At 47.6% G+C, this 26,263-nt stretch carries 21 protein-coding genes, 9 tRNA genes, 3 rRNA genes and 1 other annotated feature (1 of these 34 running past the window's edge); of the genes, 32 read left to right on the forward strand and 1 reads right to left on the reverse strand.

Annotated features, from left to right (window positions below):
- Positions 1–16: a sequence feature (ribosomal protein L21 leader region), on the forward strand (it extends 69 nt beyond the left edge of the window).
- A gap of 14 nt (positions 17–30) precedes the next feature.
- From rplU to yajC, 32 genes are all read left to right on the forward strand, one after another.
- Positions 31–342, forward strand: a complete 312-nt coding sequence (gene rplU, locus MHI01_RS25265) for a 50S ribosomal protein L21 (RefSeq protein ID WP_017692620.1) — start codon at positions 31–33, stop codon at positions 340–342.
- A 14-nt stretch (positions 343–356) separates the two neighbouring features.
- Positions 357–686, forward strand: a complete 330-nt coding sequence (locus MHI01_RS25270; protein ID WP_036605912.1) for a ribosomal-processing cysteine protease Prp — start codon at positions 357–359, stop codon at positions 684–686.
- A gap of 23 nt (positions 687–709) precedes the next feature.
- Positions 710–1,021: a 50S ribosomal protein L27 gene (gene rpmA / locus MHI01_RS25275; RefSeq protein WP_017692622.1), complete on the forward strand. Its 312-nt coding sequence runs from the start codon at positions 710–712 to the stop codon at positions 1,019–1,021.
- A gap of 90 nt (positions 1,022–1,111) precedes the next feature.
- Entirely contained in the window at positions 1,112–1,909 is a 798-nt protein-coding gene (locus MHI01_RS25280) for a Spo0B domain-containing protein (protein WP_235193928.1), read from the forward strand.
- Positions 1,910–1,926: 17 nt separating this feature from the next.
- Positions 1,927–3,237 carry a GTPase ObgE gene (gene obgE / locus MHI01_RS25285; protein ID WP_036673545.1) on the forward strand — a complete coding sequence of 437 codons (1,311 nt, stop codon included), beginning with the start codon at positions 1,927–1,929 and terminating at the stop codon, positions 3,235–3,237.
- 229 nt (positions 3,238–3,466) lie between these two features.
- Entirely contained in the window at positions 3,467–3,904 is a 438-nt protein-coding gene (locus MHI01_RS25290; RefSeq protein WP_017692625.1) for an ACT domain-containing protein, read from the forward strand.
- Positions 3,905–3,962: 58 nt separating this feature from the next.
- Positions 3,963–5,249, forward strand: coding sequence for a homoserine dehydrogenase (locus MHI01_RS25295; protein WP_017692626.1), 1,287 nt, complete (start codon positions 3,963–3,965; stop codon positions 5,247–5,249).
- A gap of 115 nt (positions 5,250–5,364) precedes the next feature.
- On the forward strand, positions 5,365–6,435 hold the full coding sequence (gene thrC, locus MHI01_RS25300) for a threonine synthase (RefSeq protein ID WP_036673546.1): 1,071 nt from the start codon (positions 5,365–5,367) through the stop codon (positions 6,433–6,435).
- Positions 6,432–7,400 carry a homoserine kinase gene (thrB, locus tag MHI01_RS25305; RefSeq protein ID WP_315372268.1) on the forward strand — a complete coding sequence of 323 codons (969 nt, stop codon included), beginning with the start codon at positions 6,432–6,434 and terminating at the stop codon, positions 7,398–7,400. The genes thrC and thrB overlap by 4 nt, the downstream gene beginning before the upstream one ends.
- Positions 7,397–8,269, forward strand: coding sequence for a prephenate dehydratase (gene pheA, locus MHI01_RS25310; protein WP_101314286.1), 873 nt, complete (start codon positions 7,397–7,399; stop codon positions 8,267–8,269). Before thrB ends, pheA begins: the two co-directional genes overlap by 4 nt.
- Before the next feature lie 148 nt (positions 8,270–8,417).
- Entirely contained in the window at positions 8,418–9,302 is an 885-nt protein-coding gene (gene ilvE / locus MHI01_RS25315; protein ID WP_017692630.1) for a branched-chain-amino-acid transaminase, read from the forward strand.
- Between the two features lie 195 nt (positions 9,303–9,497).
- On the forward strand, positions 9,498–11,126 hold the full coding sequence (locus tag MHI01_RS25320; RefSeq protein ID WP_340984364.1) for a LysM peptidoglycan-binding domain-containing protein: 1,629 nt from the start codon (positions 9,498–9,500) through the stop codon (positions 11,124–11,126).
- Between the two features lie 544 nt (positions 11,127–11,670).
- Positions 11,671–13,223, forward strand: a 16S ribosomal RNA gene (locus MHI01_RS25325).
- Between the two features lie 368 nt (positions 13,224–13,591).
- Positions 13,592–16,516: ribosomal RNA gene (locus tag MHI01_RS25330) — 23S ribosomal RNA — on the forward strand.
- Between the two features lie 78 nt (positions 16,517–16,594).
- A 5S ribosomal RNA gene (rrf, locus tag MHI01_RS25335) occupies positions 16,595–16,711 on the forward strand.
- The 16S, 23S and 5S rRNA genes sit together here with 9 tRNA genes alongside, the layout of an rRNA operon.
- Positions 16,712–16,794: 83 nt before the next feature.
- Positions 16,795–16,870: transfer RNA gene (locus MHI01_RS25340), tRNA-Asn, on the forward strand.
- 4 nt (positions 16,871–16,874) lie between these two features.
- Positions 16,875–16,946 (forward strand) — tRNA-Glu (locus MHI01_RS25345).
- 6 nt (positions 16,947–16,952) lie between these two features.
- Positions 16,953–17,028 (forward strand) — tRNA-Val (locus tag MHI01_RS25350).
- Between the two features lie 17 nt (positions 17,029–17,045).
- Positions 17,046–17,119, forward strand: a tRNA-Met gene (locus MHI01_RS25355).
- Positions 17,120–17,146: 27 nt separating this feature from the next.
- Positions 17,147–17,224: transfer RNA gene (locus tag MHI01_RS25360), tRNA-Asp, on the forward strand.
- Positions 17,225–17,247: 23 nt separating this feature from the next.
- A tRNA-Gly gene (locus MHI01_RS25365) sits at positions 17,248–17,322 on the forward strand.
- A gap of 6 nt (positions 17,323–17,328) precedes the next feature.
- Positions 17,329–17,405, forward strand: a tRNA-Arg gene (locus MHI01_RS25370).
- A gap of 16 nt (positions 17,406–17,421) precedes the next feature.
- Positions 17,422–17,500 (forward strand) — tRNA-Leu (locus MHI01_RS25375).
- A gap of 7 nt (positions 17,501–17,507) precedes the next feature.
- Positions 17,508–17,581, forward strand: a tRNA-Pro gene (locus MHI01_RS25380).
- A gap of 202 nt (positions 17,582–17,783) precedes the next feature.
- On the forward strand, positions 17,784–18,476 hold the full coding sequence (locus MHI01_RS25385) for a BofC C-terminal domain-containing protein (protein WP_340984365.1): 693 nt from the start codon (positions 17,784–17,786) through the stop codon (positions 18,474–18,476).
- Positions 18,477–18,782: 306 nt separating this feature from the next.
- Positions 18,783–19,286 carry a crossover junction endodeoxyribonuclease RuvC gene (gene ruvC, locus MHI01_RS25390; RefSeq protein ID WP_017686765.1) on the forward strand — a complete coding sequence of 168 codons (504 nt, stop codon included), beginning with the start codon at positions 18,783–18,785 and terminating at the stop codon, positions 19,284–19,286.
- Positions 19,283–19,897 (forward strand): Holliday junction branch migration protein RuvA, encoded by a 615-nt coding sequence (gene ruvA / locus MHI01_RS25395; protein ID WP_036616866.1) that lies wholly within the window; start codon positions 19,283–19,285, stop codon positions 19,895–19,897. Before ruvC ends, ruvA begins: the two co-directional genes overlap by 4 nt.
- Before the next feature lie 55 nt (positions 19,898–19,952).
- A complete protein-coding gene (ruvB, locus tag MHI01_RS25400) occupies positions 19,953–20,963 on the forward strand; it encodes a Holliday junction branch migration DNA helicase RuvB (RefSeq protein ID WP_036616868.1) in 1,011 nt (336 codons plus the stop codon).
- A 105-nt stretch (positions 20,964–21,068) separates the two neighbouring features.
- Entirely contained in the window at positions 21,069–23,156 is a 2,088-nt protein-coding gene (locus MHI01_RS25405; RefSeq protein WP_340984366.1) for a SpoIID/LytB domain-containing protein, read from the forward strand.
- 6 nt (positions 23,157–23,162) lie between these two features.
- Entirely contained in the window at positions 23,163–24,191 is a 1,029-nt protein-coding gene (gene queA / locus MHI01_RS25410) for a tRNA preQ1(34) S-adenosylmethionine ribosyltransferase-isomerase QueA (RefSeq protein WP_340984367.1), read from the forward strand.
- Between the two features lie 35 nt (positions 24,192–24,226).
- Positions 24,227–25,363, forward strand: a complete 1,137-nt coding sequence (gene tgt / locus MHI01_RS25415; RefSeq protein ID WP_036616872.1) for a tRNA guanosine(34) transglycosylase Tgt — start codon at positions 24,227–24,229, stop codon at positions 25,361–25,363.
- Positions 25,364–25,430: 67 nt separating this feature from the next.
- Positions 25,431–25,742: a preprotein translocase subunit YajC gene (gene yajC, locus MHI01_RS25420; RefSeq protein WP_036616875.1), complete on the forward strand. Its 312-nt coding sequence runs from the start codon at positions 25,431–25,433 to the stop codon at positions 25,740–25,742.
- Between the two features lie 125 nt (positions 25,743–25,867).
- Here yajC and MHI01_RS25425 read toward each other — a convergent pair whose 3' ends face one another.
- Entirely contained in the window at positions 25,868–26,260 is a 393-nt protein-coding gene (locus MHI01_RS25425) for a TIGR04086 family membrane protein (protein WP_036616878.1), read from the reverse strand.
- Between the last annotated feature and the right edge of the window lie 3 nt (positions 26,261–26,263).

Below are 26,263 nucleotides of genomic sequence, written 5' to 3' on the forward strand. Positions count from 1 at the left end.
GAGTCTGAGACATGAGGAGGTGCAAGGCAAATGTACGCAATTATTGAAACAGGCGGCAAACAGTACAAAGTCCAAGAGGGCGATGTTCTGTTCATCGAGAAATTGACTGCGAACGATGGCGAAAGCGTAACGTTCGACCGTGTCCTGGCTGTATCTAACGATCAAGGTTTGACAGCAGGTACACCATTGATTTCCGGAGCTACTGTAACGGCTAAAGTGGAGAAACATGGCAAAGGACAAAAGGTTATCGTATACAAATACAAACCTAAAAAGAACTACCATGTGAAGCAAGGTCACCGTCAACCGTACACTAAAGTAACTATCGAAACAATCAAAGCGTAAAGAAGGTGCGATAAGTGATTATCGTTCAAATCTTTCGTGATGAGGACGGGAACATCGAACGTTTTTCCATTGAAGGGCATGCTAATTTTGCCAAGCGGGGAGAAGACATCGTATGTGCCGGGGTATCCGCTGTTACAGTGGGTACGGTGAACTCGATTGAAACATTGACCGGTGTCGAAATGGATGCCAAGATGAAGAATGGCTTTTTAAGCGGTTCTTTACCTTTGTTAGAGAGAGGGGAAACCTGGTCCCAGGTACAATTGTTACTCGAATCCATGGTGGTTATGCTCTCTAATATTGCAGAGTCATACGGGAAGTATATTAAAATACAGCAATTCAAATAAGCAAAGAAGGAGGACAACCAATCATGTTGAAATTAAATCTTCAGTTATTCGCATCGAAAAAAGGTGTAGGTTCCACGAAGAACGGACGTGACAGTAATGCTCAACGTCTGGGTGTTAAACGTGCTGATGGTCAAACTGTAACTGGTGGTAGCATTCTCGTTCGCCAACGCGGAACGAAAATTCACCCAGGAACTAACGTTGGCATCGGTAAAGATGACACTTTGTTCGCGAAAATCGACGGCGTTGTAAAATTCGAACGTTGGGGACGCGATCGCAAAAAAGTAAGCATCTATCCTGTTAATGTTGCTCCTGTAGCAGCAGCAGTAGAAGCGTAATATCGGCATTCCGCCTAAGGAGCCTTCGGCATTTTTGCCGAAGGTTTTTTGTATTCAACGGTTATTCGATAATGAACTGGCAGAAGAGACATGTTATACTTGGTTACGGTGGGTGTAGACCAACCGAGTTTTGTAGAACGGGGAGAAGCCATGAAATCTTGGAAAAGAGTGCCGTGGATTGCGGCATGTTCACTTCTGATTCCTTTGGTTTTCGTTATGTTGTATCCGGCGATGATCTCAAGCGTCGTGTGCGCATTGTGGTCCGTCGCAGTATTGCTCATTTCTGTGAATGCGATGAAGAAACAGGCGGAGGCGGAACGCAGAGCCATCATACAATCCATGGAAAAAACAGCAATTGCTTCATTAAATCATCATCGACACGACTGGATGAACGACCTTCAGGTGTTATATGGATATCTTCGGCTGGGCAAACTTGATAAATCCTTGCAATGTGTGGAAAGAATAAAAGAGCGGGTTACAGAAGAAAGCCGAATCTCCAGATTAGGTATTCCTTCCCTCGTATTTTATCTTCAGTCTTTTCGCGCCAGTGGAATTGCGCTGGACTTGCATGTGGAAATAGAAGATGAGTTGCAGCTTAGTGCTCTGGTCTCTCCCGAGGATGGCGAGTCACTTACCGGGGCGATTGCTGATGCAATCAGGGCCTATCAATATGGCGGCGGCCGGTCTTCTTGGGGAGAGGTTCGCAAACTGACCTTAAACTTCGGACAGGACCATGGAGATGTGGTTGTCCGACTGGATGGGGATCAAACACCCGATCCGGAAACACTGCGGCAGCTTACTGCCGTACTCAAAGGAAAAAAAGTCAGAACGGAGCAGTTTCCGTCTGAGGATACGTTTATACAATTCAGAATGCCGTGTGGAATATAGGAAGAAGGGGTTAACCAATGTTTGTAGATAAAGCGAAGATTTATGTAAAAGCCGGAGATGGAGGGGACGGAATTATTTCGTTCCGTCGTGAGAAGTATGTACCAAACGGCGGACCTGCCGGGGGCGATGGAGGCAGAGGAGCTGACATCATTTTCCGCGTGGATGAAGGTTTGCGTACGTTGATGGATTTTCGTTACCAGCGTCACTTTAAGGCCCCACGTGGTGAGAAGGGACGTAACAAAAGTCAGCATGGTGCAAACGCGGAGAACATGATTGTGCGCATTCCACCAGGAACTATCATCTTGGATGAAGACAGTGGAGAAGTACTGGCGGATATGACACGTCACGGTCAACAGGTTGTTATTGCTCGTGGTGGTCGGGGCGGACGAGGTAACATCCGATTTGCTACACCGAACAATCCTGCACCTGAACTTGCTGAGAACGGTGAAGAAGGACAAGAGCGATACATCGTACTCGAACTGAAAGTTATGGCAGATGTTGGTCTGGTTGGTTTCCCGAGTGTTGGGAAATCCACATTGCTTTCTGTCGTTTCGTCAGCCAAGCCAAAGATCGGGGCATACCATTTCACAACCATTACACCGAATCTGGGTGTAGTCGGTGTAGGAGAAGGCCGAAGCTTTGTCATGGCTGATCTGCCTGGACTGATTGAAGGTGCGCATGAAGGAGTCGGACTGGGACATGAGTTCCTGCGTCATGTCGAGCGTACTCGTATTATTGTTCATGTCGTAGATATGTCGGGTTCGGAAGGACGCGATCCTTTTGAAGACTGGCAGAAAATCAATGACGAATTGAAGTTGTACAATCCGCTTCTCGCCGAGAGAACGCAAGTTGTAGCAGCTAACAAGATGGATATGCCAGACTCTGAAGCGAACCTGGAGCAATTTTTACAGCAAGTTCGTGAAGTGCAACCTGATATTGAAGTGATGCCAATTTCATCCTTGACTCGTAAAGGGATTCAAGAACTTCTGTATCGTGCAGCTGATCTGCTGGATCAGGCTCCAGACGAGCGAGTGGTTGAAGAGGTAGCAGATGTATCTGAACGTAAAGTATACAGTCTGGACAAAAAAGAAGACGATGGTTTCAAAATTGTGCGTGAGAATGAAATGTTCGTTGTCGAAAGTGCCAAGATTGACCGCATGATGAAACGGATGCAACTGAACTCGCACGAGGCTATACTGAAACTCGCACGTACACTGCGTTATATGGGTGTGGATGCTGAGTTGCGTAAGCGCGGAGCTGTAGAAGGCACCATCGTTCGTATTGGAGACTTTGAATTCGAATTCGTGGAAGGTAGCAGTTACTACTAAGTAGCCGTCTTCCGTGGAGAGACAGATTGATATAGGAACGCAGAGAAGTGGGAAGTTGACCCGCAACTCTGCGTTTTTTTTGTTTTTTCCTGACATGGGAGAGGGATAAACTTGTATACTGTGAGGAACGTATTTCAAAAAATAGGCGTGTCATGTATTGCCCTTTTGTCATAGATCCTATATAATGTCCACTATATGAATACATGAGTCTTTGAGGAGAGGACGTTCTGTGAACGAACGCTATTACTTAGTACGGGAAGATATTTTACCAGAGGCAGTGGTGAAGACCATGCAGGTAAAAGAACTACTGGCTTCTGGGGATGTTAAAACAGTGCATGAGGCGGTTGAACAGGTCGGATTAAGCCGGAGTGCCTTTTACAAGTACAAAGATGGAATTCATCTGATCAACCAGCTTGAGCGCGAGAGAATTGTAACGATCTCCATTGATCTGGAGCATCAGTCGGGGATCTTGTCTCGTGTGCTTGGACATGTAGCTGGTTATGGAGCTAACGTACTCACGATTAATCAGAGTATCCCGCTTCAAGGAAGAGCCAATGTTGTCATTTCGGTGGAAACGACACATCTTCATGGCGAAATTGGTGAAATGCTGGATCGAATGCAAGATATGCCTGGAGTAAGACGTACACGTATTGTAGGCCAAGGGTAATTAGGCTTTAACATACAGGACTGACGGACAAGAATAGACATTAGGGGGTAGATCGTTAGTGAAACCGGTAAAAGTCGGATTGTTGGGTCTGGGAACTGTCGGAACGGGAGTCGTTCGCATTGTGGAAGGGAATCAGGAGGATCTGAGCAGTCAGGTTGGATCGCCGATTGTCATCGAGAAGATCGCAGTGAAAAATACAGAGAAAGAACGTGTTATTGCTGTAGACCGTGCCAAGCTTACGGAAGATCCTTGGGAAGTCATTCGTCATCCGGATATTGATGTCATCGTTGAAGTCATGGGCGGCATTGATCAGACGAAGGAGTATATTCTTGAAGCGTTGGAACGTGGGAAGCATATCGTAACAGCAAACAAAGATCTCATGGCACTGCATGGTACAGAGATTTTGGCGAAGGCACAGGAAAAACAATGTGACGTGTTCTATGAGGCGAGTGTTGCTGGAGGGATTCCGATCATTCGTACGCTGATTGAAGGTTTCTCTTCTGATCGGATTACCCGCATTATGGGGATTGTGAACGGAACAACGAACTTTATTCTGACCAAAATGAGTCAGGAAGGTGCATCCTATGAAGAAGTACTGGCTGAAGCACAGGCTCTGGGATACGCCGAATCCGATCCAACTTCCGATGTGGAGGGACTTGACGCAGCTCGCAAAATGGCGATATTGAGTACACTCGGTTTCCGCACCAATGTGGAGTTGAAGGATGTAACCGTTAAAGGAATATCCTCCGTAACTCGAGAAGACATTATGTATGCCAAAAGATTGGGCTATGAGATGAAGTTACTTGGTATTGCGGACCGTATTGGCGATGAGATCACGATCAGCGTTCAGCCGACAATGGTTAGACAGAATCACCCAATTGCTTCAGTCAACGGTGTGTTCAACGCAGTATATGTACACGGTGAAGCTGTAGGGGAGACGATGTTCTACGGTGCGGGTGCGGGAGAACTCCCAACGGCAACTTCGGTTGTAGCTGACATTGTGGCGGTTACCAAAAACCTTAAACTTGGCGTGAACGGTCTCAAAGCAATTGTGCCTTATAAGATTAAGCGACTGCAAAGCGACGAGCAGATCGTGTCGAAAAACTTTATTTTACTACACGTAGACGATAAAGCCGGTGTATTGGCACAAATTACACAAATTTTCGCAGAATATGATGTCAGTCTGGCGTCGGTTGTTCAACAGCCGAATGAGCACAACCCGGATGCCGAGATCATTATCGTTACACATAATGCAAGTAAGGCAAGCATGGATAAAGTGTTAAAACATTTTGAATCACTCAGCGTCATTCGCCGCATTAAGAGTGTCTACCGGGTCGAAGGATAATTGTCCTTATCCCATACGGCATCTCAATTATTTCAGTTATAACGTACAAGTTAATCATATCCGGTTCAACAGGTCATCATTCCAGATTATTAAAACATAAAGGAGTTTACCCACAATGAGATATCAAGGACTTTTGCAAACGTACAGAGAGCACCTTCCAGTTAATGAAAATACACCCCTGCTTACGCTTCAGGAAGGAAATACACCGTTGATTCATGCAGAGAATCTGTCTGAGGAACTCGGTTTGAATGTTTATTTCAAGTATGAAGGTTTGAACCCTACGGGATCTTTCAAAGACCGCGGTATGGTTATGGCAGTTGCCAAAGCTATGGAAGAGGGTAGCCGTACGATCATGTGTGCATCCACAGGTAATACGTCAGCAGCTGCAGCGGCCTACGCCGCACGTGGTGGCCTCAATTGTATCGTACTGATCCCGAATAACAACATTGCACTGGGTAAACTGGCCCAAGCCATGATCTATGGAGCTAAGGTGATCGCGATCAATGGTAACTTTGACCGTGCACTGGAGATTGTGCGTGAGATCACAGCCAAACATCCGATCACGCTTGTAAACTCTGTGAATCCGTTCCGGATTGAAGGACAGAAGACAGCAGCGTTTGAAGTAATTGAACAACTTGGCGAAGCGCCTGACGTTCTGGCTATTCCAGTCGGTAATGCGGGTAATATCTCGGCTTATTGGAAAGGTTTCAAAGAATATAAAGAGGCAGGCAAGTCCAGCACGCTTCCACGTATGGTTGGTTTCGAAGCAGAAGGTGCGATGGCCATTGTCAAAGGTGAGCCGATCCTTGAACCTGAAACGGTAGCAACAGCAATTCGAATCGGTAATCCGGCGAGCTGGAAAACGGCGGTAGCTGCAGCTGAGGAATCTGGTGGACAGATCAACTATGTAACGGATGAACAAATTCTGACAGCGTATCGTACACTTGCTTCTCGGGAAGGGATTTTTGCTGAACCTGCTTCTGCGGCTTCCCTTGCCGGTGTATACAAACTGAAGAGTGAAGGGTACTTTAAAGGCGGAGAGACTGTCGTTTGTGTACTGACAGGTAATGGCCTGAAAGATCCTAATATTGCGATCAAAACAGTAGCGACTGAGCCACTTGTTGTTGAAGATACGGAAGAAGCAGTAATGGCGGCTATTGCACAACTGGAGCAGCAATCTGTATGAGTTTGCGTGAAAAGGTAACCGTAAAAATACCTGCAAGCACAGCCAATCTCGGTCCGGGGTTTGATACCCTGGGCATGGCATTGTCTTTGTATGCCTGGTTGGAAATGAAACCTGCCGAGCAGACGTCATTTCATCTTCACGGCAATCATTTGACAGGCCTGCCAACAGATAAATCGAATTTGATTTACGAAGTGGCACAGATGGTATTCAATGAAGCTGGGGTATCCATCCCTGAATTGGAGATTTCCATGTATTCCGATATTCCGCTTACGCGGGGACTCGGGAGCAGTGCATCAGCCATCGTTGGTGCATTGGCAGCAGCGAATGCATTAATTGGTGCTCCTTTATCCGATGCGAAGCTTCTGGATATGGCCACATCCCTCGAGAAGCATCCTGATAATGTGGGAGCATCTCTGTATGGCGGTATTATTACGGCTGCATGGAATGGTCAACAGGTAGATCATATACGTATTGAACCACACCAGGATCTGCAGGCTTTGGTTATTGTACCTGAATTCCAGCTGTCTACTTCAAAAGCAAGGAATGTAATTCCAGAGCAATTTGGCATGTCTGATGTGGTGTATAACATTAGCAGATCTTCACTGCTCGTTGCCGCTTTGGCGAGTGGACGACTGGATATGATTCAGAAGGCGATGTCAGATCGAATTCACCAACCATATCGGGCATCATTGGTGCCAGGCATGGCTGAGATATTGGAACATGCTGTTGATCATGGAGCGTTGGGAGCTGCCCTGAGCGGAGCTGGCCCGACCGTATTGACTTTGGTAGATCGTCATGACACCCGGAAAGCGGGATTGGAACAATATTTGCTGGACACTATGGAGCGGGAGGGCATATCTGCTTCTGCACTGTGGCTCGATCCGGATTTGGACGGTGTAACCGTGTTGCCTGATCAAGACGAACGTCCTTTTCTGGACAGAATCAAAGGGGAAGTTAATGCATGAAACGAATTGCAGTATTACCTGAAGGCTCAGTCTCTCATGAGGCAATTGATTTCCTTTTCAACGGGGAACCATTAGATTTGCTTCATTCCAAGCTGATTTCGGATGTGTTTAGAGCAACGGATAGCGGGAATGCACAATACAGTGTCATTCCGATTGAAAATACCATTGAGGGTTCCGTTAGTCTTCATATGGACTGGCTTGTAAATGAAGTGGATATTCCAATGCAGGCGGAGTGGGTATACCCATCCATCCAGAATGTGATTGGACATGGTTCGGAATTTAAGACAGAGAGTGGCGATTATGACTTTGGTAGAATCACCAAGATTATGTCTCACCCTGTGGCTATTCCGCAGTGTCAGAATTTTATTCGGCTGCATTCGCCTGGGGCGGATCTTGAAGGTGTGAACAGTACAGCCGAAGCTGTAGAAATTGTGAAAAAAAATCCAGGTAAGGGCTGGGTAGCGATTGGTACCAAACTTGCTGCTCAGAAGCATGGTCTGGACATTATGGCTGAACGGGTTACAGATCATGACAACAACTACACTCGTTTTGTGCTCATTGGCCATGAACCTGTGAACATTCCACGTGAACCGGATCATGTAAAAACCAGCTTGCTGGTGACGTTGCCAGAAGATGCACCGGGTGCGTTGCATCAGGTATTGTCGGCTTTTGCATGGCGGAAGCTGAACTTGACCCGTCTCGAATCTCGTCCAACGAAGAAACGATTGGGCAGTTACTATTTTTACATTGATGTTGTGGAAACGGTCGATTCGGTATTGCTTACCGCAGCCATGGCGGAGATTGAAGCATTGAATTGTCAGGTGCGCGTTCTGGGTAGCTATCCTTGTTATACATATCCTTCGAGATAATTGACCTGACGGTGTTTGGGAATGTTAGAAGGTTGTCATAAGTCGGGGTAGAATGAGCGAGTAATGGCTTGTCATTTGGTGTACAATGGACGGGTTAATAACGTTTCGGAGTAAAGGGAATGGATATTTTATGGAGGTGCAGTCATCGGTGGCAGAACAATGGATCTATTTGGATGGTCAGTATGTGACCAAGGAGAACGCAACCGTTTCGGTATATGATCATGGATTTTTGTATGGAGACGGGATTTTCGAAGGTATTCGGATCTATAACGGAAATATTTTCAGATGTAAGGCCCACTTGGATCGTTTGTATGATTCGGCAAAATCCATTAGTTTGAACATTCCGCTGTCCATTGATGAGATGCTGGAAGTCATGGCTGAAACGGTGCGCCGCAATGATATGCGTAATGGTTATATTCGTCTTATTGTATCGCGTGGCCCTGGTAATCTGGGGTTGGACCCGTTACGTTGCCCTAAGGCATCCGTAATCATCATCGTGGAGCAATTGGCGATCTATCCGGAGGAAGCGTATCTTACTGGATTGAAAGCCGTGTCGGTATCCCAACGCCGGAACATTCCGGACGCATTGAATCCAAAAATTAAATCGTTAAACTATCTGAATAACATCCTGGTTAAAATCCAGTCTAACTATTCAGGTGCTGGTGAAGCAATTATGCTGAACTCCCAAGGTTACGTTACTGAGGGTTCAAGTGATAACATCTTCATCATCAAAAATGGTGTAGTGTACACGCCGCCTTGTTATCTCGGAGCACTTGAAGGGATTACACGTCAAGCGATTATCGATCTATGTGGTGAACTGGAGCTTGAATTAAAAGAAGTGCCATTCACCCTGCATGATGTGTATATCGCAGACGAAGTCTTTTTCACCGGGACAGCTGCAGAAGTTATCGCTGCATATGAAGTCGATGGAAGAACAATTGGCACGGGAGTAGCAGGTCCGGTAACGCTGAGACTGCTGGAAGCATTCCGTCAGATTGTTGACAAAGATGGATATAAAGTGTGGGAATCTTAAGTTAGAACTGCATAACATAGGGAACAGGAATCCTCCTTGTCCGATAAAATTCTGCATACCTGGTGTATGGGGATTTTAGAGACAGGAGGATTTTTTTTGTTTAGTTGATGTCATTAGCCCGGTTTCTGCATAGGATGTAGTAACGGTATGGGCGAATGTACTGCCCAAGTATGACGTCTAGGAGGTTAGTTCCCTGTGAAAATACACATGGTGAAAAAAGGCGACACATTATATCTGCTGTCCCAAAAATACAATGTAGCGCTGGACAAATTGATCGCGGCTAATCCGCAAATCACAAATCCCGACAAGCTGGATATTGGCATGAAGGTCAAAATCCCTGCAGAGCCAGTAACACCGAAACCGGAGGGTGTGCTCCACAGTCACAAGGTGCAACAAGGAGATTCGTTATGGAAGTTGGCACAAGCCTGGGGAGTTCCTTTAAAAGACATGGTCAATGCCAATCCACAGTTGAAAAATCCGAACGCTCTGCTGGTGGGGGAGACAGTTTATATTCCATCTATGCACGCACAAGGAAACAGCACATCTAATTCGGGTGCCGGCAATATTGCTGCTCATGAAAAGTTGTCACCTGAGGGTAAGGAATACACGGGAGTCAAAGAACCGGAACCACCGGCTCCAGTAGCGCCAACTCCCCCTGCTCCGGTAGCAGAGGTTCCTGTTCCTGTCCCGGTGCCTGCTCCACCACCAGCCAATACGGAGAAGCCGAATGTGAAGCCTGAACTGGAGGTACTGCCGCAGTTACCGGAGCTTCCTGAAGTGAAACCCGAAAAGGAAACGCACAAAAAAGAAGAGGTTAAACCCGAAGTTTATGTAAAACCGGTAGCAGAATCCAAGAAATACACAATGCCTAATCTTTCGCCTGAAATTATGCCTTTGCCTGTAATGCCTAATACAAAGTCTCCAACTGAGGTTGCACCAGCAACGAAAAAACCTTGTGGTTGTGGTAATAAGTTGCATCATGCGCCAGCCGAGCACCCTTATGTTCAAATCCCGGTTTCTGTACAAGAGGTGTATGGTGCTCAGCAAGACATGTACACGGCAGGAGCGAGTAACAATGCGGCGTTTCCAGGGATTCCGGAAGTTAGTCCTTATAGTGGCAGTGATCTGCCTAACAGTCCGTGGACTGGCGCGGAGCAGGGTTATAACCACAATAACGTTATGCCGAATCTGTCCGCAGAAATGCAAAACAACTCATTTCCGATTGCGCCAGCTGGCGAAGTGAATAGTCCATTCCCAACATACGCAGCACCTAGTCATATGAATCATCAGCCGCCTTTCATATCTCCATACTCAATGCTTCCGTACCCTCCATGCGGATGTGGCTCACATACACATATGCCTCAGTATACTTATCCTTCTCATGGTTATCAGGATCCGGCTTGGAATATGTATGGTCCTTCGTACGGTATGCCGCCTGAAATGTCCACATCAACGATGCCAAACCAGCCTATTGAGTATGCTTATCAGAATCCGTACCCTACTCAGAACATGGTTCCCCCGTCCCCGCTTGGAGCATTTGGTGAAATGTATCCTCCTCAGGGGCAAGGGAAGGGTGGCAAAAAAGGGGGGCGTGAAGACGCTAACTTAAGTCAGGTAGCAATTGAAGAGGTTGGATCAGATTCGGAAGGGAAGTCTAAGCAAGCAGGGAATAAGCCGGCCGCTGCAAAACGCAGAACAAGCAAGGCTCCTCTGAAGAATAAATCCAAGGTATCCGTGTCCGGGAAAACATCCAGAGAGGGTGCAGCTACTTCCAACCAACGGAAATCCGATAAAAAGCGTCGTAATCCATGGATACAGAACTAACCTGGAGATTGCGATTGATGAATAAGTGAGGTCCCTGTTATACAAGCGGGAAGCCAGCTCCGTAATAGAGAGCTGGCTTCCCGCTTACCTGAGTAAACATTGAGTTGCACATAACGGAGATAGTTGCTCAGGAAATAATAGAAAGCATTTTATTAAGAAGCTATTGTAAACCCTTTCATAAATGTGTTAAAATATTTGTACCCTATGAGCATGACCTAATATGATAGGACAAGATAGGGAACGGATATGATAGCTTTAGCTAATGTAAAACTACTAAAGAAAAGAAATGAAAAAAACTGTTGCATTACATTCAGCCGTATGATATATTATTTAAGTCGCCGCTGAAACACAGTGCTGACACGGGAAACATAAGAGGTAATGAAACAAGTTTGATCTTTGAAAACTGAACAACGAGTGAGTAAACATTCTGCTTGCAGAATGAACGCGAAAGTTGGAGACAAGCCTTGGCTTGAATCGGCTGGAGCACAAATGAGATTTTTAATCTCGTCAGATTCAAAATGAGCTTATCGCTCTTTTCAATACTTTATTGGAGAGTTTGATCCTGGCTCAGGACGAACGCTGGCGGCATGCCTAATACATGCAAGTCGAGCGGACTTGAAGAGAAGCTTGCTTCTCTGATGGTTAGCGGCGGACGGGTGAGTAACACGTAGGCAACCTGCCCTCAAGTTTGGGACAACTACCGGAAACGGTAGCTAATACCGAATAATTGTTTTCTTCGCCTGAAGGAAACTGGAAAGACGGAGCAATCTGTCACTTGGGGATGGGCCTGCGGCGCATTAGCTAGTTGGTGAGGTAACGGCTCACCAAGGCGACGATGCGTAGCCGACCTGAGAGGGTGATCGGCCACACTGGGACTGAGACACGGCCCAGACTCCTACGGGAGGCAGCAGTAGGGAATCTTCCGCAATGGGCGAAAGCCTGACGGAGCAATGCCGCGTGAGTGATGAAGGTTTTCGGATCGTAAAGCTCTGTTGCCAGGGAAGAACGCTTGGGAGAGTAACTGCTCTCAAGGTGACGGTACCTGAGAAGAAAGCCCCGGCTAACTACGTGCCAGCAGCCGCGGTAATACGTAGGGGGCAAGCGTTGTCCGGAATTATTGGGCGTAAAGCGCGCGCAGGCGGTCATTTAAGTCTGGTGTTTAATCCCGGGGCTCAACCCCGGATCGCACTGGAAACTGGGTGACTTGAGTGCAGAAGAGGAGAGTGGAATTCCACGTGTAGCGGTGAAATGCGTAGATATGTGGAGGAACACCAGTGGCGAAGGCGACTCTCTGGGCTGTAACTGACGCTGAGGCGCGAAAGCGTGGGGAGCAAACAGGATTAGATACCCTGGTAGTCCACGCCGTAAACGATGAGTGCTAGGTGTTAGGGGTTTCGATACCCTTGGTGCCGAAGTTAACACATTAAGCACTCCGCCTGGGGAGTACGGTCGCAAGACTGAAACTCAAAGGAATTGACGGGGACCCGCACAAGCAGTGGAGTATGTGGTTTAATTCGAAGCAACGCGAAGAACCTTACCAGGTCTTGACATCTGAATGACCGGTGCAGAGATGTACCTTTTCTTCGGAACATTCAAGACAGGTGGTGCATGGTTGTCGTCAGCTCGTGTCGTGAGATGTTGGGTTAAGTCCCGCAACGAGCGCAACCCTTATATTTAGTTGCCAGCACTTCGGGTGGGCACTCTAGATAGACTGCCGGTGACAAACCGGAGGAAGGTGGGGATGACGTCAAATCATCATGCCCCTTATGACCTGGGCTACACACGTACTACAATGGCCGGTACAACGGGCTGCGAAATCGCGAGATGGAGCCAATCCCAACAAAGCCGGTCTCAGTTCGGATTGCAGGCTGCAACTCGCCTGCATGAAGTCGGAATTGCTAGTAATCGCGGATCAGCATGCCGCGGTGAATACGTTCCCGGGTCTTGTACACACCGCCCGTCACACCACGAGAGTTTATAACACCCGAAGTCGGTGGGGTAACCGCAAGGAGCCAGCCGCCGAAGGTGGGATAGATGATTGGGGTGAAGTCGTAACAAGGTAGCCGTATCGGAAGGTGCGGCTGGATCACCTCCTTTCTATGGAGAATCGTTTCCTGCAACGGAAACATTCAAATAAGCAGGTTCTTAGAACCTGCAACAGCGATTCATTTCGGTCCGTCACTTCGGTGTGGATGAAATGAAGAGCACAAATTATTCACTCGTTGTTCGGTTTTGAGAGCTCAAACTCTCAAACAGCTTGCTTTTGCATGGAGCTTGTTCTTTGAAAACTAGATATCGAAACGAAACAAACGCGAATTAGAACATTCCTTTTTAGCTGAACTTGTGTAAACAAGTTTCAATAAAAACGGTAGTCAAATTGCTTTTGTGATGGTATCGGGTGAGAGTGACTTTTGGCTTTGCGCAAGCAAAACAAGGGAAGCGAGCGACCGAAACCGGAACAAAATGGTTAAGCTACTAAGAGCACACGGAGGATGCCTAGGCGCTAGGAGCCGATGAAGGACGTGGCGAACAACGAAACTGCCTCGGGGAGCTGTAAGCAAGCTTTGATCCGGGGGTGTCCGAATGGGGAAACCCAGCTGGGGTAATTTCCAGTTACTCATAACTGAATACATAGGTTATGCAGAGGCATACCAGGGGAACTGAAACATCTAAGTACCCTGAGGAAGAGAAAACAATAGTGATTCCGTCAGTAGCGGCGAGCGAACGCGGAGAAGCCCAAACCAGAGAGCTTGCTCTTTGGGGTTGTGGGACGTCTCACATGGAGTTACAAAGGAACCGGTTAAGCGAAGAGGTCTGGAAAGGCCCGCCAAAGAAGGTAAAAGCCCTGTAATTGAAAGTTGGTTCCCTCCGAGACGGATCCCGAGTAGTGCGGGGCACGTGAAACCCCGTATGAATCCGGCAGGACCATCTGCCAAGGCTAAATACTTCCTAGCGACCGATAGTGAAGCAGTACCGTGAGGGAAAGGTGAAAAGCACCCCGGAAGGGGAGTGAAATAGAACCTGAAACCGTGTGCTTACAAAAAGTCAGAGCCCGTTTTAGGGGTGATGGCGTGCCTTTTGTAGAATGAACCGGCGAGTTACGTTCCCGTGCAAGGTTAAGGTGAAGAGCCGGAGCCGCAGCGAAAGCGAGTCTGAATAGGGCGATGTAGTACGTGGACGTAGACCCGAAACCGGGTGATCTACCCCTGTCCAGGGTGAAGGTGCGGTAACACGCACTGGAGGCCCGAACCCACGCATGTTGAAAAATGCGGGGATGAGGTGGGGGTAGCGGAGAAATTCCAATCGAACTCGGAGATAGCTGGTTCTCCCCGAAATAGCTTTAGGGCTAGCCTCGGAAAACAGAGTCGTGGAGGTAGAGCACTGATTGGGTGCGGGGCCCGCAAGGGTTACCAAGCTCAGTCAAACTCCGAATGCCATAGACTTACTTCCGGGAGTCAGACAGTGAGTGCTAAGATCCATTGTCAAAAGGGAAACAGCCCAGACCATCAGCTAAGGTCCCCAAGTGTGTGTTAAGTGGGAAAGGATGTGGAGTTGCACAGACAACCAGGATGTTGGCTTAGAAGCAGCCACCATTGAAAGAGTGCGTAATAGCTCACTGGTCGAGTGACTCTGCGCCGAAAATGTAACGGGGCTAAACACACCACCGAAGCTATGGCTTGATGCTTTGCATCAGGGGTAGGGGAGCGTTGTATAAGGGTTGAAGGTGTACCGTAAGGAGCGCTGGACATTATACAAGTGAGAATGCCGGTATGAGTAACGAAAAGATCAGTGAGAATCTGATCCGCCGAAAGCCTAAGGGTTCCTGAGGAAGGCTCGTCCGCTCAGGGTAAGTCGGGACCTAAGGCGAGGCCGAAAGGCGTAGTCGAAGGACAACAGGTCGAAATTCCTGTACCACCGTAAGCCGTTATGAGCAATGGGGGGACGCAGTAGGGTAGTGACGCGGACTGATGGATGTCCGTCTAAGCAGTAAGGCTGATGTGTAGGCAAATCCGCACATTGTAAGGCTGAGCTGTGATGGGGAGCGAAAATTATAGTAGCGAAGGTCATGATCTCACACTGCCAAGAAAAGCCTCTAGCCAGGTGATGGTGCCCGTACCGCAAACCGACACAGGTAGGCGAGAAGAGTATTCTAAGGCGCGCGGAAGAACTCTCGTTAAGGAACTCGGCAAAATGACCCCGTAACTTCGGGAGAAGGGGTGCCCCGGTAGTGTGAATAGCACGAGGGGGCCGCAGTGAAAAGGCCCAAGCGACTGTTTAGCAAAAACACAGGTCTGTGCGAAGCCGTAAGGCGAAGTATACGGGCTGACGCCTGCCCGGTGCTGGAAGGTTAAGGGGAGTGGTTAGGAGCAATCCGAAGCTGTGAACCGAAGCCCCAGTAAACGGCGGCCGTAACTATAACGGTCCTAAGGTAGCGAAATTCCTTGTCAGGTAAATTCTGACCCGCACGAATGGCGTAACGACTTGGGCGCTGTCTCAACGAGAGATCCGGTGAAATTTTAATACCTGTGAAGATGCAGGTTACCCGCGACAAGACGGAAAGACCCCATGGAGCTTTACTGCAGCTTGATATTGAATTTGGGTACGATCTGTACAGGATAGGTGGGAGCCTTTGAAACGTGAGCGCCAGCTTGCGTGGAGGCAACGTTGGGATACCACCCTGATCGTATCTAGGTTCTAACCTGGTACCGTAATCCGGTGCGGGGACAGTGTCAGGTGGGCAGTTTGACTGGGGCGGTCGCCTCCTAAAGAGTAACGGAGGCGCCCAAAGGTTCCCTCAGAATGGTTGGAAATCATTCGAAGAGTGCAAAGGCATAAGGGAGCTTGACTGCGAGACCTACAAGTCGAGCAGGGACGAAAGTCGGGCTTAGTGATCCGGTGGTACCGCATGGAAGGGCCATCGCTCAACGGATAAAAGCTACCCTGGGGATAACAGGCTTATCTCCCCCAAGAGTCCACATCGACGGGGAGGTTTGGCACCTCGATGTCGGCTCATCGCATCCTGGGGCTGAAGTAGGTCCCAAGGGTTGGGCTGTTCGCCCATTAAAGCGGTACGCGAGCTGGGTTCAGAACGTCGTGAGACAGTTCGGTCCCTATCTGTCGTGGGCGTAGGAAATTTGAGAGGAGCTGTCCTTAGTACGAGAGGACCGGGATGGACGTACCGCTGGTGTACCAGTTGTTCCGCCAGGAGCACCGCTGGGTAGCTATGTACGGACGGGATAAACGCTGAAAGCATCTAAGCGTGAAGCCCCCTCAAGATGAGATTTCCCAGTATGTAAGACCCCTTGAAGACGACGAGGTAGATAGGCTGGGGGTGGAAGTGCAGCAATGCATGGAGCTGACCAGTACTAATCGGTCGAGGGCTTATCCAATAGCAAGTTGTAATTCGCATGTTTCGTTTCGAATCTAGTTTTCAGAGAACGATCTCTGAATGTAAGCTAAGCTATGCGTTTGGTGGCGATGGCGGAGGGGTTCCACACGTACCCATCCCGAACACGACCGTTAAGCCCTCTAGCGCCGATGGTACTTGGACCGCAGGGTCCTGGGAGAGTAGGACGCCGCCAAGCGAACTCTTTCATCATACATAGAAAACAGGCTCTGCATGTTGATGTTGTACGATGAATTGCATTTGCACTGCAAATGCATATATTCCCTGATAGCTCAGTTGGTAGAGCACTCGACTGTTAATCGAGTTGTCACAGGTTCGAGCCCTGTTCGGGGAGCCATTAAGGCCCGTTGGTCAAGGGGTTAAGACACCTCCCTTTCACGGAGGTAACAGGGGTTCGAATCCCCTACGGGTCATAATATGGAGGCTTAGCTCAGCTGGGAGAGCATCTGCCTTACAAGCAGAGGGTCGGGGGTTCGATCCCCTCAGCCTCCACCATATAAACTTTATAACGACGCGGGGTGGAGCAGCCCGGTAGCTCGTCGGGCTCATAACCCGAAGGCCGCAGGTTCAAATCCTGCCCCCGCAATTATACTTTCCTTTGAGAAAGTGATCTGGAACCGTGGTGTAGTTGGCCTAACATGCCTGCCTGTCACGCAGGAGATCGCGGGTTCGAATCCCGTCGGTTCCGCCATTTTTATATTAATAATACCGTGTGCGGAAGTGGCTCAGCGGTAGAGCATCGCCTTGCCAAGGCGAGGGTCGCGGGTTCGATTCCCGTCTTCCGCTCCAATATTTGCGCCCTTAGCTCAGCTGGATAGAGCGTTTGACTACGAATCAAAAGGCCGGGAGTTCGAATCTCTCAGGGCGCGCCATTATAACTTCAAATTTGCCGGCGTGGCGGAATGGCAGACGCGCTCGACTCAAAATCGAGTGGGAAACCGTGGAGGTTCGAGTCCTCTCGCCGGTATATATAACGGGATGTAGCTCAGCTTGGTAGAGCACCTGGTTTGGGACCAGGGGGTCGCATGTTCAAATCGTGTCATCCCGATCTCTAAAAACACTATCTATAATTAGATAGTGTTTTTTTATATTTATCTATATAAGATTCTATAAATGCAGGTTCGATATTAACTATGACAAATTCTCTAAGCTAACACATGCGTGTTCCTTCTTCAGACAACAAGTTAATTGTGCATAAAGCCTCAATCTTTAGGTCACAATAGGTTTAAAAAGTGATAGAAGGGGTTCATGTGAACACGTTTAACTTCAGAAAACAATTCAAGAGACGCTGGAGACGGTGGAAACGAACAGTATGGATGACGGCGGCTCTGCTTGCAGTTACGATATTGGCTTACAGCGGGTTGTCTATCTCATCGGCGATAGAGCGTTTGCTGACAACTAATTTTAGTGAGGCAACGAGTGTGATGGGCCCTGTTACGCAGGAAGCAAGATATGAACAGGAGATTCAGGCGTTAGTAGAGCAACTTGATTCTGATCCGGATCATTTAACAAGTGTGGTTTTGGAGACACAGTACATCTGCGGAGTGGAAACAGAGCAGTTAGGCAAGATGGCTAGACCACAGTTGAAGATGCTGCTAGCTCAACATCCGGAATGGGATGCTACCGTTGGAACATCAGATGAGTTGCATTTGAAGCAACGTGTAGATGACCTTTCACCGCTTTGTAAACAACAGGCTTATATCAGTATAGATGCTGTAGGGAACCTTAATTTGTACGAGGGTAAGCCTGCAGAAGAGAAGGTTATTCGTACGTTCTTTCAATTGGATGTTGGAACGTTGGAAAGTTCTTTGCCTGAAGGCGTACTAGAGCAATTGCAACAGGGTATTCGGATTCAAGACAAGGATGAGTATGATAGCGTGATCTCTACGTTCAGTGACTATGCCGTGGATGAAGACCATCATTTAATCCGTAATGGCGGGTAATCCAAACGTCCTCACCTACGGTATTAAAATTGTGAAGTACTGAAACGATGGTGGCAAGCAATAACATTGGTGGTTTACGTAACCAAGCGATTGAATCTAAAATACGTGGAATGTGATGAAGGACATCGAAGAGATGTCCTTTTTGTCGTTTGAACTGAAATACATGAAAATACGTATAAACATGTAAAAAATTCACGAATAAAGGCGAGTAATCAGTTAGACAAAGTTTTTCCTGCCGCAGGGTCTATCTTTTGTTATAATGAAATGAACGATACATATGTTCGCTTTTGTGAGGGAGAGATGGTTTTGCGTTTTTTGGGAATTGACCCGGGGATTGCGATTGTTGGTTTTGGTTTTGTGGATAAAATCGGCAGTAAGGTGGTACCCGTACAATATGGATGTATTCAGACGGAAGCTCATACCCCTGAAGAGGAACGGTTGCTTCACGTATATGAAGGTATGGTGCAATTGATTGATAAATACAAACCGGACGCAGTAGCGCTGGAGAAACTTTTTTTCAATCGGAACGTTACAACAGCAATGTCTGTCAGTCAGGCGAGAGGCGTTATGGTACTCGCTGCCGCACAGAAGGGTTTGCCTATTGCAGAGTATACGCCAATGCAGATCAAGCAGGCTGTTGTGGGGTACGGTAAAGCGGAGAAGAAGCAAGTACAGGAGATGGTCAAAATGTTCTTGCGTCTTCAGGTCGTTCCTAAGCCGGATGACGTAGCGGATGCATTGGCTGTAGCCGTGTGCCATGCACACTCTTATACATTAAATTCCAAGTTGAATGAGGTATTGCGAAAATGATTGATTTTCTAAGAGGACAGTTCATTCATGTAGAGAATGATTATATTGTGCTGGATGTTCATGGCGTGGGGTATCGCGTTTTCTGTCCGAATCCATTTGCGTTTGCGAAGCAAGAAGGCGAAATTACCGTGTACACTCACCATCATGTGCGTGAGGATGCGATGTTGCTGTTTGGATTTGTTACACGGGATGAGCAGCGTTTGTTCCGTAAACTGATTGAAGTATCCGGTATTGGGCCAAAAGTAGCTCTGGGCATACTCGCTGGAGGTACACCAGAACATGTGGTTACGGCGATTTATCAGGAGAATCTTACGTTCTTGACCAAATTGCCAGGCATCGGCAAGAAGACTGCACAACGCATGATTCTGGATCTCAAGGATAAGCTGGATAGTTTTGGCGCGGCAGCGTATGCAACTGGGTTGTTCGCTCCTCCATCGGAAGAGTCGGGAAGTGGTTCAGCCTGGGATGAGGCACGTGAAGGTCTCAAGGCACTTGGGTATACTGACAGTGAGCTTGATAAAGTATGGCTCAAATTGAAAAAGGATGTTACTACAGCAGATTCCGTTGATGTGTTGATGAAAAAGGCGCTGCAAATGCTGTTTACGGGATAATACAAATTGCATATTATAATATAGCTGTAGCCTGCAAAAAAAGGTAGGGATGAACATGGATGACCGGATTATTTCCGCGAACCTGATGATGGAGGACCAAAATGTTGAGTTGAGTCTTCGTCCCCGGTATCTGAATGAATATATCGGGCAGAATCAGGTGAAGGAAAATTTAAAGATATATATTGAAGCTGCCAAATTTCGTAATGAGGCATTGGATCACGTTTTGTTATATGGACCACCTGGACTTGGTAAAACAACACTTGCCAACATTATTGCCAACGAATTGGGCGTTAATTTACGAACTACGTCAGGCCCGGCCATTGAACGCCCGGGTGATCTTGCAGCATTGTTAACCAATCTGCAGGAAGGCGATGTCTTGTTTATTGATGAGATTCATCGTTTGCATCGTACGGTTGAAGAAGTCATGTACCCTGCTATGGAAGATTCGGCATTGGATATTATGATTGGTAAAGGTCCAAGTGCACGTTCCGTTCGGCTGGATCTGCCACCATTCACTCTGATTGGGGCTACAACGCGTGCTGGATTGCTGTCTGCTCCACTTCGAGATCGATTTGGTGTTATAAGTCGCTTGGAATTCTATACGGTTGATGAGCTGGCTTATATCGTCTCACGCTCTACCGAAATTTTGGGTGTAGAGATTGTGGGAGATGCTGCGCAAGAGATTGCATTGCGCTCACGTGGGACACCGAGGATCGCGAACCGTTTGTTAAAACGAGTACGCGACTTTGCACAGGTGCGTGGTGATGGGATTATAACGCAGACACTGGCGGAAGAAGCGCTGCAACGTCTCCAGATTGATCCGCGTGGTCTGGATGACATTGACCATAAGATGCTCAAATCGATGATCAACAGCTTCCGGGGAGGTCCCGTAGGATTGGATACAATTGCTGCTACAATCGGGGAAGAAAGTCAGACGATCGAGGATGTCTATGAACCGTATCTGCTTCAGATTGGTATGATTCAGCGTACACCAAGGGGCAGGATCGTAACAGATCTCGCCTATCATCATTTGGGTTTGCCTGTTCCACCAAGAGATGGGAAATAATCGAATCTGTTGAACATGCTCATTTGAAGGTTCACCATAAACATTGAAATAATCACGTGTTAATCCGATATAAAATGAAAGAAATGCACGGAGAGGAGTCTGATTGTGGGAAAAGCAATACGAACGAAGAAGTGGAGTCGTCGATTGAAGGTACTGGCGGCAGCTCTTTTGACAGTGGGTTGTCTGCAAGTGCCTGCATACGCAGCAGGAAATGATGGACAGACGATCCGGGTAGCCATGTTTGCGAATCTGGGCAGTGCGTATAAATCAACTACACCACTCATCACGCTTGAATCGACAGGACAATGGAGCATCCAATCGGAGAGCGGCGCAAATGTAAACCTTCCGGCAGGACAAGTCCGTTTCAGTGCAGATGGATTCCGAGTAAAGGTGTTGGAAACAGCGGACTTTAAGGCAGCATCTGCAGCAGCAAAATTGTTGCAGGCAACCGCAGATAAACCGTTGCTGTTCACAACGTCTGTGAATGGAAATGCCATTTACCAGCTCTACACAGGCAACTATGCAACGGAGGCACTGGCAGGACAAGCTGTTACACGAGTACAAAAGGTAGCAGCAGCTCAATTGGCTGGTCAAAAGCCAGCTGTAACGGGAAGTAAACGCCTGTCTGCTGGAACCTATGGTTCGATTCAGGAAGCAGAGGCAGCACAAGCCATCCTTTTATCAACAGGAGTTAGTAGTGTCTATCCTGTCCTTCAACTGAGTGGTGGAAGCCAAGCATACGCGGTATGGGTGGGTGAAGCTTCAACGGATGCGGAATTAACCGCATTGAAGAACAGTGTGGAAGCCAAAGCTCCGGGGGTAAGCCTTTCACCTGTCAACACTAATGCAGGGCTCATCATCCGCCAGGATGCAGGATTAAGTACGGATGCACTCAAAACAGCTCCGCATTACACCATTGCAGGTACTGAATCCAAAGCATTGGTACAAGGGAATGGCAATGGTATCAAAGTAGTGGAACGTTCCCAGCGAACGTATCGTGGAGATATGGAAATCAGCATCGTAAGTGGTGATCTGGCGTTGGTCAACGTCGTTCCACTGGAGCAATACCTGTACTCTGTCGTAGGGGCAGAGGTGTATTCCTCCTGGCCTGCTGAAGCTCTGAAAGTTCAAGCCGTAGCTGCTCGATCCTACGCGCTTCAACAGGGTGAACGTTTCAAAATTGCGAATGTCGTGGATACAACGCTCAGCCAAGCCTACAACGGGATTGGTTCGGAGAACGATAAAGTAACCAGTGCAGTGGATGCAACGGCTGGAGAAGTGGTCAAGAGCGGTGGGAAAATCATCGAAGCTGTATTCTCCTCCAATGCTGGCGGCCAGACGGCTCATCCTTCTGAGGTATGGAACGGCGGAGCAGGTGTGTTCACCAATGTGGTTAGCTCAGGAGATACATCAGCTCAGGCAGGATTACATACGTGGTACCATGTGCTACTGGATACAGGCGTTAGCGGGTACATTCGTGAGGACAACATCAAAGAATTAACGACCAAGACCAATGCAGGACTGGCAAAAGTGACGGTAACGGCTCAGAATACCAATGTGCGTTCCGTTCCGTTAATTCAATCCACCGTTGAACCTGTAGCCAAAATGAATCCAGGCAACGAAGCTGTTGTGTTGGCAAAAGTGGCTCAATCCAACGATTATGCTTGGGTGAGAGGACCTTTCACGTCTGCCCAGTTGGTTAAATCCCTTCAGGGTAAAACAACAGCGTCTGCTCCTGCTTCAATCTCAACCTTGGAAGTGACCAAGCGTGGACCTTCCGGAAGAGCACTTGAAGTCACTGCCAACGGACAGGCTATGACGGTGAAATATGCCGATACATACCGCTCTGCGCTCGGTGGATTACCGAGCACTTTATTTGATATTGCAGGGACCGGAAGTTATACTGTATTAGGCGCTGACGGCAAAACAGCCAGTAAAACCGGCTCAAATGGTGCCTCTGTATTGTCTTCTTCTGGCGCAGGAACATCATCCGGTAATGCACTTGTGGTTATGAGTGGTGATGGTCAAGCGAGAGCGGTGACGCAGGGTCAGACCTTCATGTTCATCGGTCAGGGCAATGGCCACGGATTGGGCTTGTCCCAATGGGGAGCCAAAGGTATGGCAGATGAAGGGTATGATTACCAGGCAATATTGAAACACTATTATCAAAATGCGACTATTGTTAAGGAATGAAACTAAATGAATGTGAACTTATATGATTTTGAATTACCAGAGCAATTGATAGCACAGACGCCGTTGCTTGATCGCACGGCATCCCGTTTGCTCACCTTGAACAAAGATAGTGGTGAGATTAATCATCAAACGTTTCCCGATATTATCGATTTTCTGAATCCCGGCGATACATTAATTCTGAATGATACACGTGTTCTACCAGCCCGTCTGTTCGGTACAAAAGAAGATACCGGAGCAAAAGCGGAAGTGTTATTGCTCAAAAATGTGGAAGGCGATAAGTGGGAAGCACTGGTTAAGCCGGGTAAAAAGCTGAAAGCCGGTTCAGTCATCGTATTTAGTGATGAACTCAAGGCAATCATTGAAGAAGAGGGCGAGATGGGGGCACGTACACTTACGTTTACGTATGATGGAATCTTCCAAGAGATTTTGGACCGTCTGGGTGAGATGCCGTTGCCCCCTTATATCAAGGAGACATTGGATGACCGCGAACGGTATCAGACCGTGTACGCCAAGCATGAAGGATCGGCGGCTGCACCTACAGCGGGATTACATTTTACGGATGAGTTGCTGAACCAGATTCGAGCCAAGGGTGTTAATGTCGCCTTCATCACGCTTCATGTAGGACTGGGAACATTCAGACCAATGTCGGTTGACGTTGTTGAAGATCATGTCATGCATGAGGAGTATTACTCCTTGTCACAAGAAACAGCAGACCTGATTAACCAGACCAAAGAGAATGGACACCGTGTTTTTGCGGTTGGGACTACGAGTTGCCGAACTTTGGAAACGGTAGGTAGCAAATTTGAAAATGGAATACTGCAAGCGAGCAGCGGATGGACCAGCATTTTCATCTACCCAGGCTATTCCTTCAAAGTGATCGATGGGATGCTTACGAATTTTCATCTCCCGAAATCCACGTTGGTTATGTTGGTTAGTGCACTAGCAGGCAGGGAACATATTATGCAGGCATATGAGGAAGCCATCCAAGAGAAATACCGGTTCTTCAGCTTCGGCGATGCCATGTTGATATATTAGTATAACGATTAACTTTTAGAGGATGATTAAAACCAATGGCAGCAATTACGTATGAACATATCAAAACTTGCAAACAATCCGGTGCACGTCTGGGACGTGTACATACACCTCACGGTATTATTGAGACACCAACCTTTATGCCTGTAGGTACACAGGCGACTGTCAAAACAATGAGCCCTGAAGAGTTGAAAGAAATGGATGCTCAGATTATTTTGAGTAATACCTATCACCTGTTTCTGAGACCAGGACATGAAATCATCCGTGAAGCTGGCGGATTGCACAAATTCATGAACTGGGATCGTCCAATTCTGACGGACAGCGGCGGATTCCAAGTGTTTTCTCTCAGCGAGATGCGCAAGATTACGGAAGAAGGCGTTAACTTCCGTTCTCATCTGAATGGAGACAAGAAGTTCCTTTCTCCTGAAGTGGCGATGGAAATCCAGAATGCACTTGGCTCCGATATTATGATGGCGTTTGACGAATGCCCACCGTATCCGGCTGAATATGAATATGTAAAAAAATCACTCGAAAGAACAAGCCGCTGGGCAGAACGTTGTCTCGAAAGTCACGCTCGTCCGCATGACCAAGGTCTGTTTGCCATCGTACAGGGAGGCATGCATGAAGATCTTCGCCGTCAGAGCGCCGCAGATTTGACTTCCATGGATTTCCCGGGGTATGCTATTGGTGGACTGAGTGTTGGAGAACCGAAACATTTGATGTATGGTGTATTGGATTATACGTTACCTTTGTTGCCATCCAATAAACCACGTTATTTGATGGGGGTAGGTTCGCCCGATGCGTTGATTGAGGGATCAATTCGTGGAGTGGACATGTTCGACTGTGTTCTGCCAACTCGGATTGCCCGTAACGGAACAACGATGACCAGCCAAGGACGTCTGGTAGTTCGCAATGCCAAGTTTGCAACTGATTTTGGGCCACTTGACCCTGAATGTGATTGCTACACTTGTCGCAACTATTCCAGAGCTTATCTGCGTCATTTGATCAAAGCAGATGAAACATTTGGCCTGCGTTTGACAACGATCCATAATCTTCATTTCTTGCAGAATCTGATGCGTAATGTACGTAAAGCCATTATGGAAGATCGTTTGCTTGATTTCCGGGATGAATTTTTCGATCAATATGGTCTTCATGACAATGACAAAGGTTTCTGATTGAGGTTTTGAGGGAACCAGCGTAACAAGCAATATCTGTATGTATAGTCGATAAGGGGGAGTTTGAATGTTTCAAGGAATGCCTCTAGCAGGAGCGCAAGGCGGTGGGATCGTATCTTTGATTGTACCTTTAGTACTCATGGTTGCGATTTTCTACTTCTTAATGATTCGTCCACAGAACAAAAAGCAAAAGCAACGGAATTCCATGCTAAGCCAATTGAAAAAGGGCGATAAAATTGTAACGATTGGTGGCCTTCACGGTACGATCGCTGAGATTACGGACGATGTGGTTGTATTGCGTGTAAACGATGTAACTAAGCTTACATTTGACCGTAATGCAATCAGCACGGCTGTAGCTCGTGATACGGCTGTTGAATAGTTACTGTAACATAGAATAACGAGGGTGCGTTTGTGGCGTATTCCCTAGTAGAGAACCGGATCTCCCTGGAGACCCGGTTCTCTTTTTTGATTTATGAGGGAAGGTAGATGTTCTTTACGAGTCAGCTAGGAGCGATGCGTATTAACACCGAACATACCACCGAGAGCTGAAATGAAGAACGCGCTAAGCAGTTGTAAACTATCCTTCCAATTAAACGAAGCATCCAGCGCGAGAAATCCGATCAACAGCACAAGCAGTCCATATACGATTCCGGTAATCCCTCCGTAGTACCATCCTTTTTCACCAGAACGTTTGCCTGCGACAAAACCACCAACCAATAATGACAAGCCATGAACAACATAGGTATACAACGAGAGGTCCTGTTCCCGCATTCCGCTCATCCAGAGAAACAAGGAGAGAATAAATGCCCCGATAAACATCCATACAAAAGCCTGACAGAGGCCTGACAGAATCGGATTGGACACTCGAAACGAAACCAAGCGGCGGATCAATTGCATGAA

The sequence above is a fragment of the Paenibacillus sp. FSL M7-0656 genome, from assembly GCF_038003225.1.
In the GTDB taxonomy this organism is placed as follows: Bacteria; Bacillota; Bacilli; order Paenibacillales; family Paenibacillaceae; genus Paenibacillus; species Paenibacillus amylolyticus.

What these genes read in the sequence shown, in the direction of transcription:
- MHI01_RS25425 (WP_036616878.1), bottom strand. Translation starts at nt 26,260, where the DNA reads ATGCAATTGATCCGCCGCTTGGTTTCGTTTCGAGTGTCCAATCCGATT.
- ruvA (WP_036616866.1), top strand. Translation starts at nt 19,283, where the DNA reads ATGATTGATTTTCTAAGAGGACAGTTCATTCATGTAGAGAATGATTAT.
- yajC (WP_036616875.1), top strand. Translation starts at nt 25,431, where the DNA reads ATGTTTCAAGGAATGCCTCTAGCAGGAGCGCAAGGCGGTGGGATCGTA.
- rplU (WP_017692620.1), top strand. Translation starts at nt 31, where the DNA reads ATGTACGCAATTATTGAAACAGGCGGCAAACAGTACAAAGTCCAAGAG.
- tgt (WP_036616872.1), top strand. Translation starts at nt 24,227, where the DNA reads ATGGCAGCAATTACGTATGAACATATCAAAACTTGCAAACAATCCGGT.
- ruvB (WP_036616868.1), top strand. Translation starts at nt 19,953, where the DNA reads ATGGATGACCGGATTATTTCCGCGAACCTGATGATGGAGGACCAAAAT.
- pheA (WP_101314286.1), top strand. Translation starts at nt 7,397, where the DNA reads ATGAAACGAATTGCAGTATTACCTGAAGGCTCAGTCTCTCATGAGGCA.
- rpmA (WP_017692622.1), top strand. Translation starts at nt 710, where the DNA reads ATGTTGAAATTAAATCTTCAGTTATTCGCATCGAAAAAAGGTGTAGGT.
- queA (WP_340984367.1), top strand. Translation starts at nt 23,163, where the DNA reads ATGAATGTGAACTTATATGATTTTGAATTACCAGAGCAATTGATAGCA.
- thrB (WP_315372268.1), top strand. Translation starts at nt 6,432, where the DNA reads ATGAGTTTGCGTGAAAAGGTAACCGTAAAAATACCTGCAAGCACAGCC.
- obgE (WP_036673545.1), top strand. Translation starts at nt 1,927, where the DNA reads ATGTTTGTAGATAAAGCGAAGATTTATGTAAAAGCCGGAGATGGAGGG.
- MHI01_RS25280 (WP_235193928.1), top strand. Translation starts at nt 1,112, where the DNA reads ATGTTATACTTGGTTACGGTGGGTGTAGACCAACCGAGTTTTGTAGAA.
- thrC (WP_036673546.1), top strand. Translation starts at nt 5,365, where the DNA reads ATGAGATATCAAGGACTTTTGCAAACGTACAGAGAGCACCTTCCAGTT.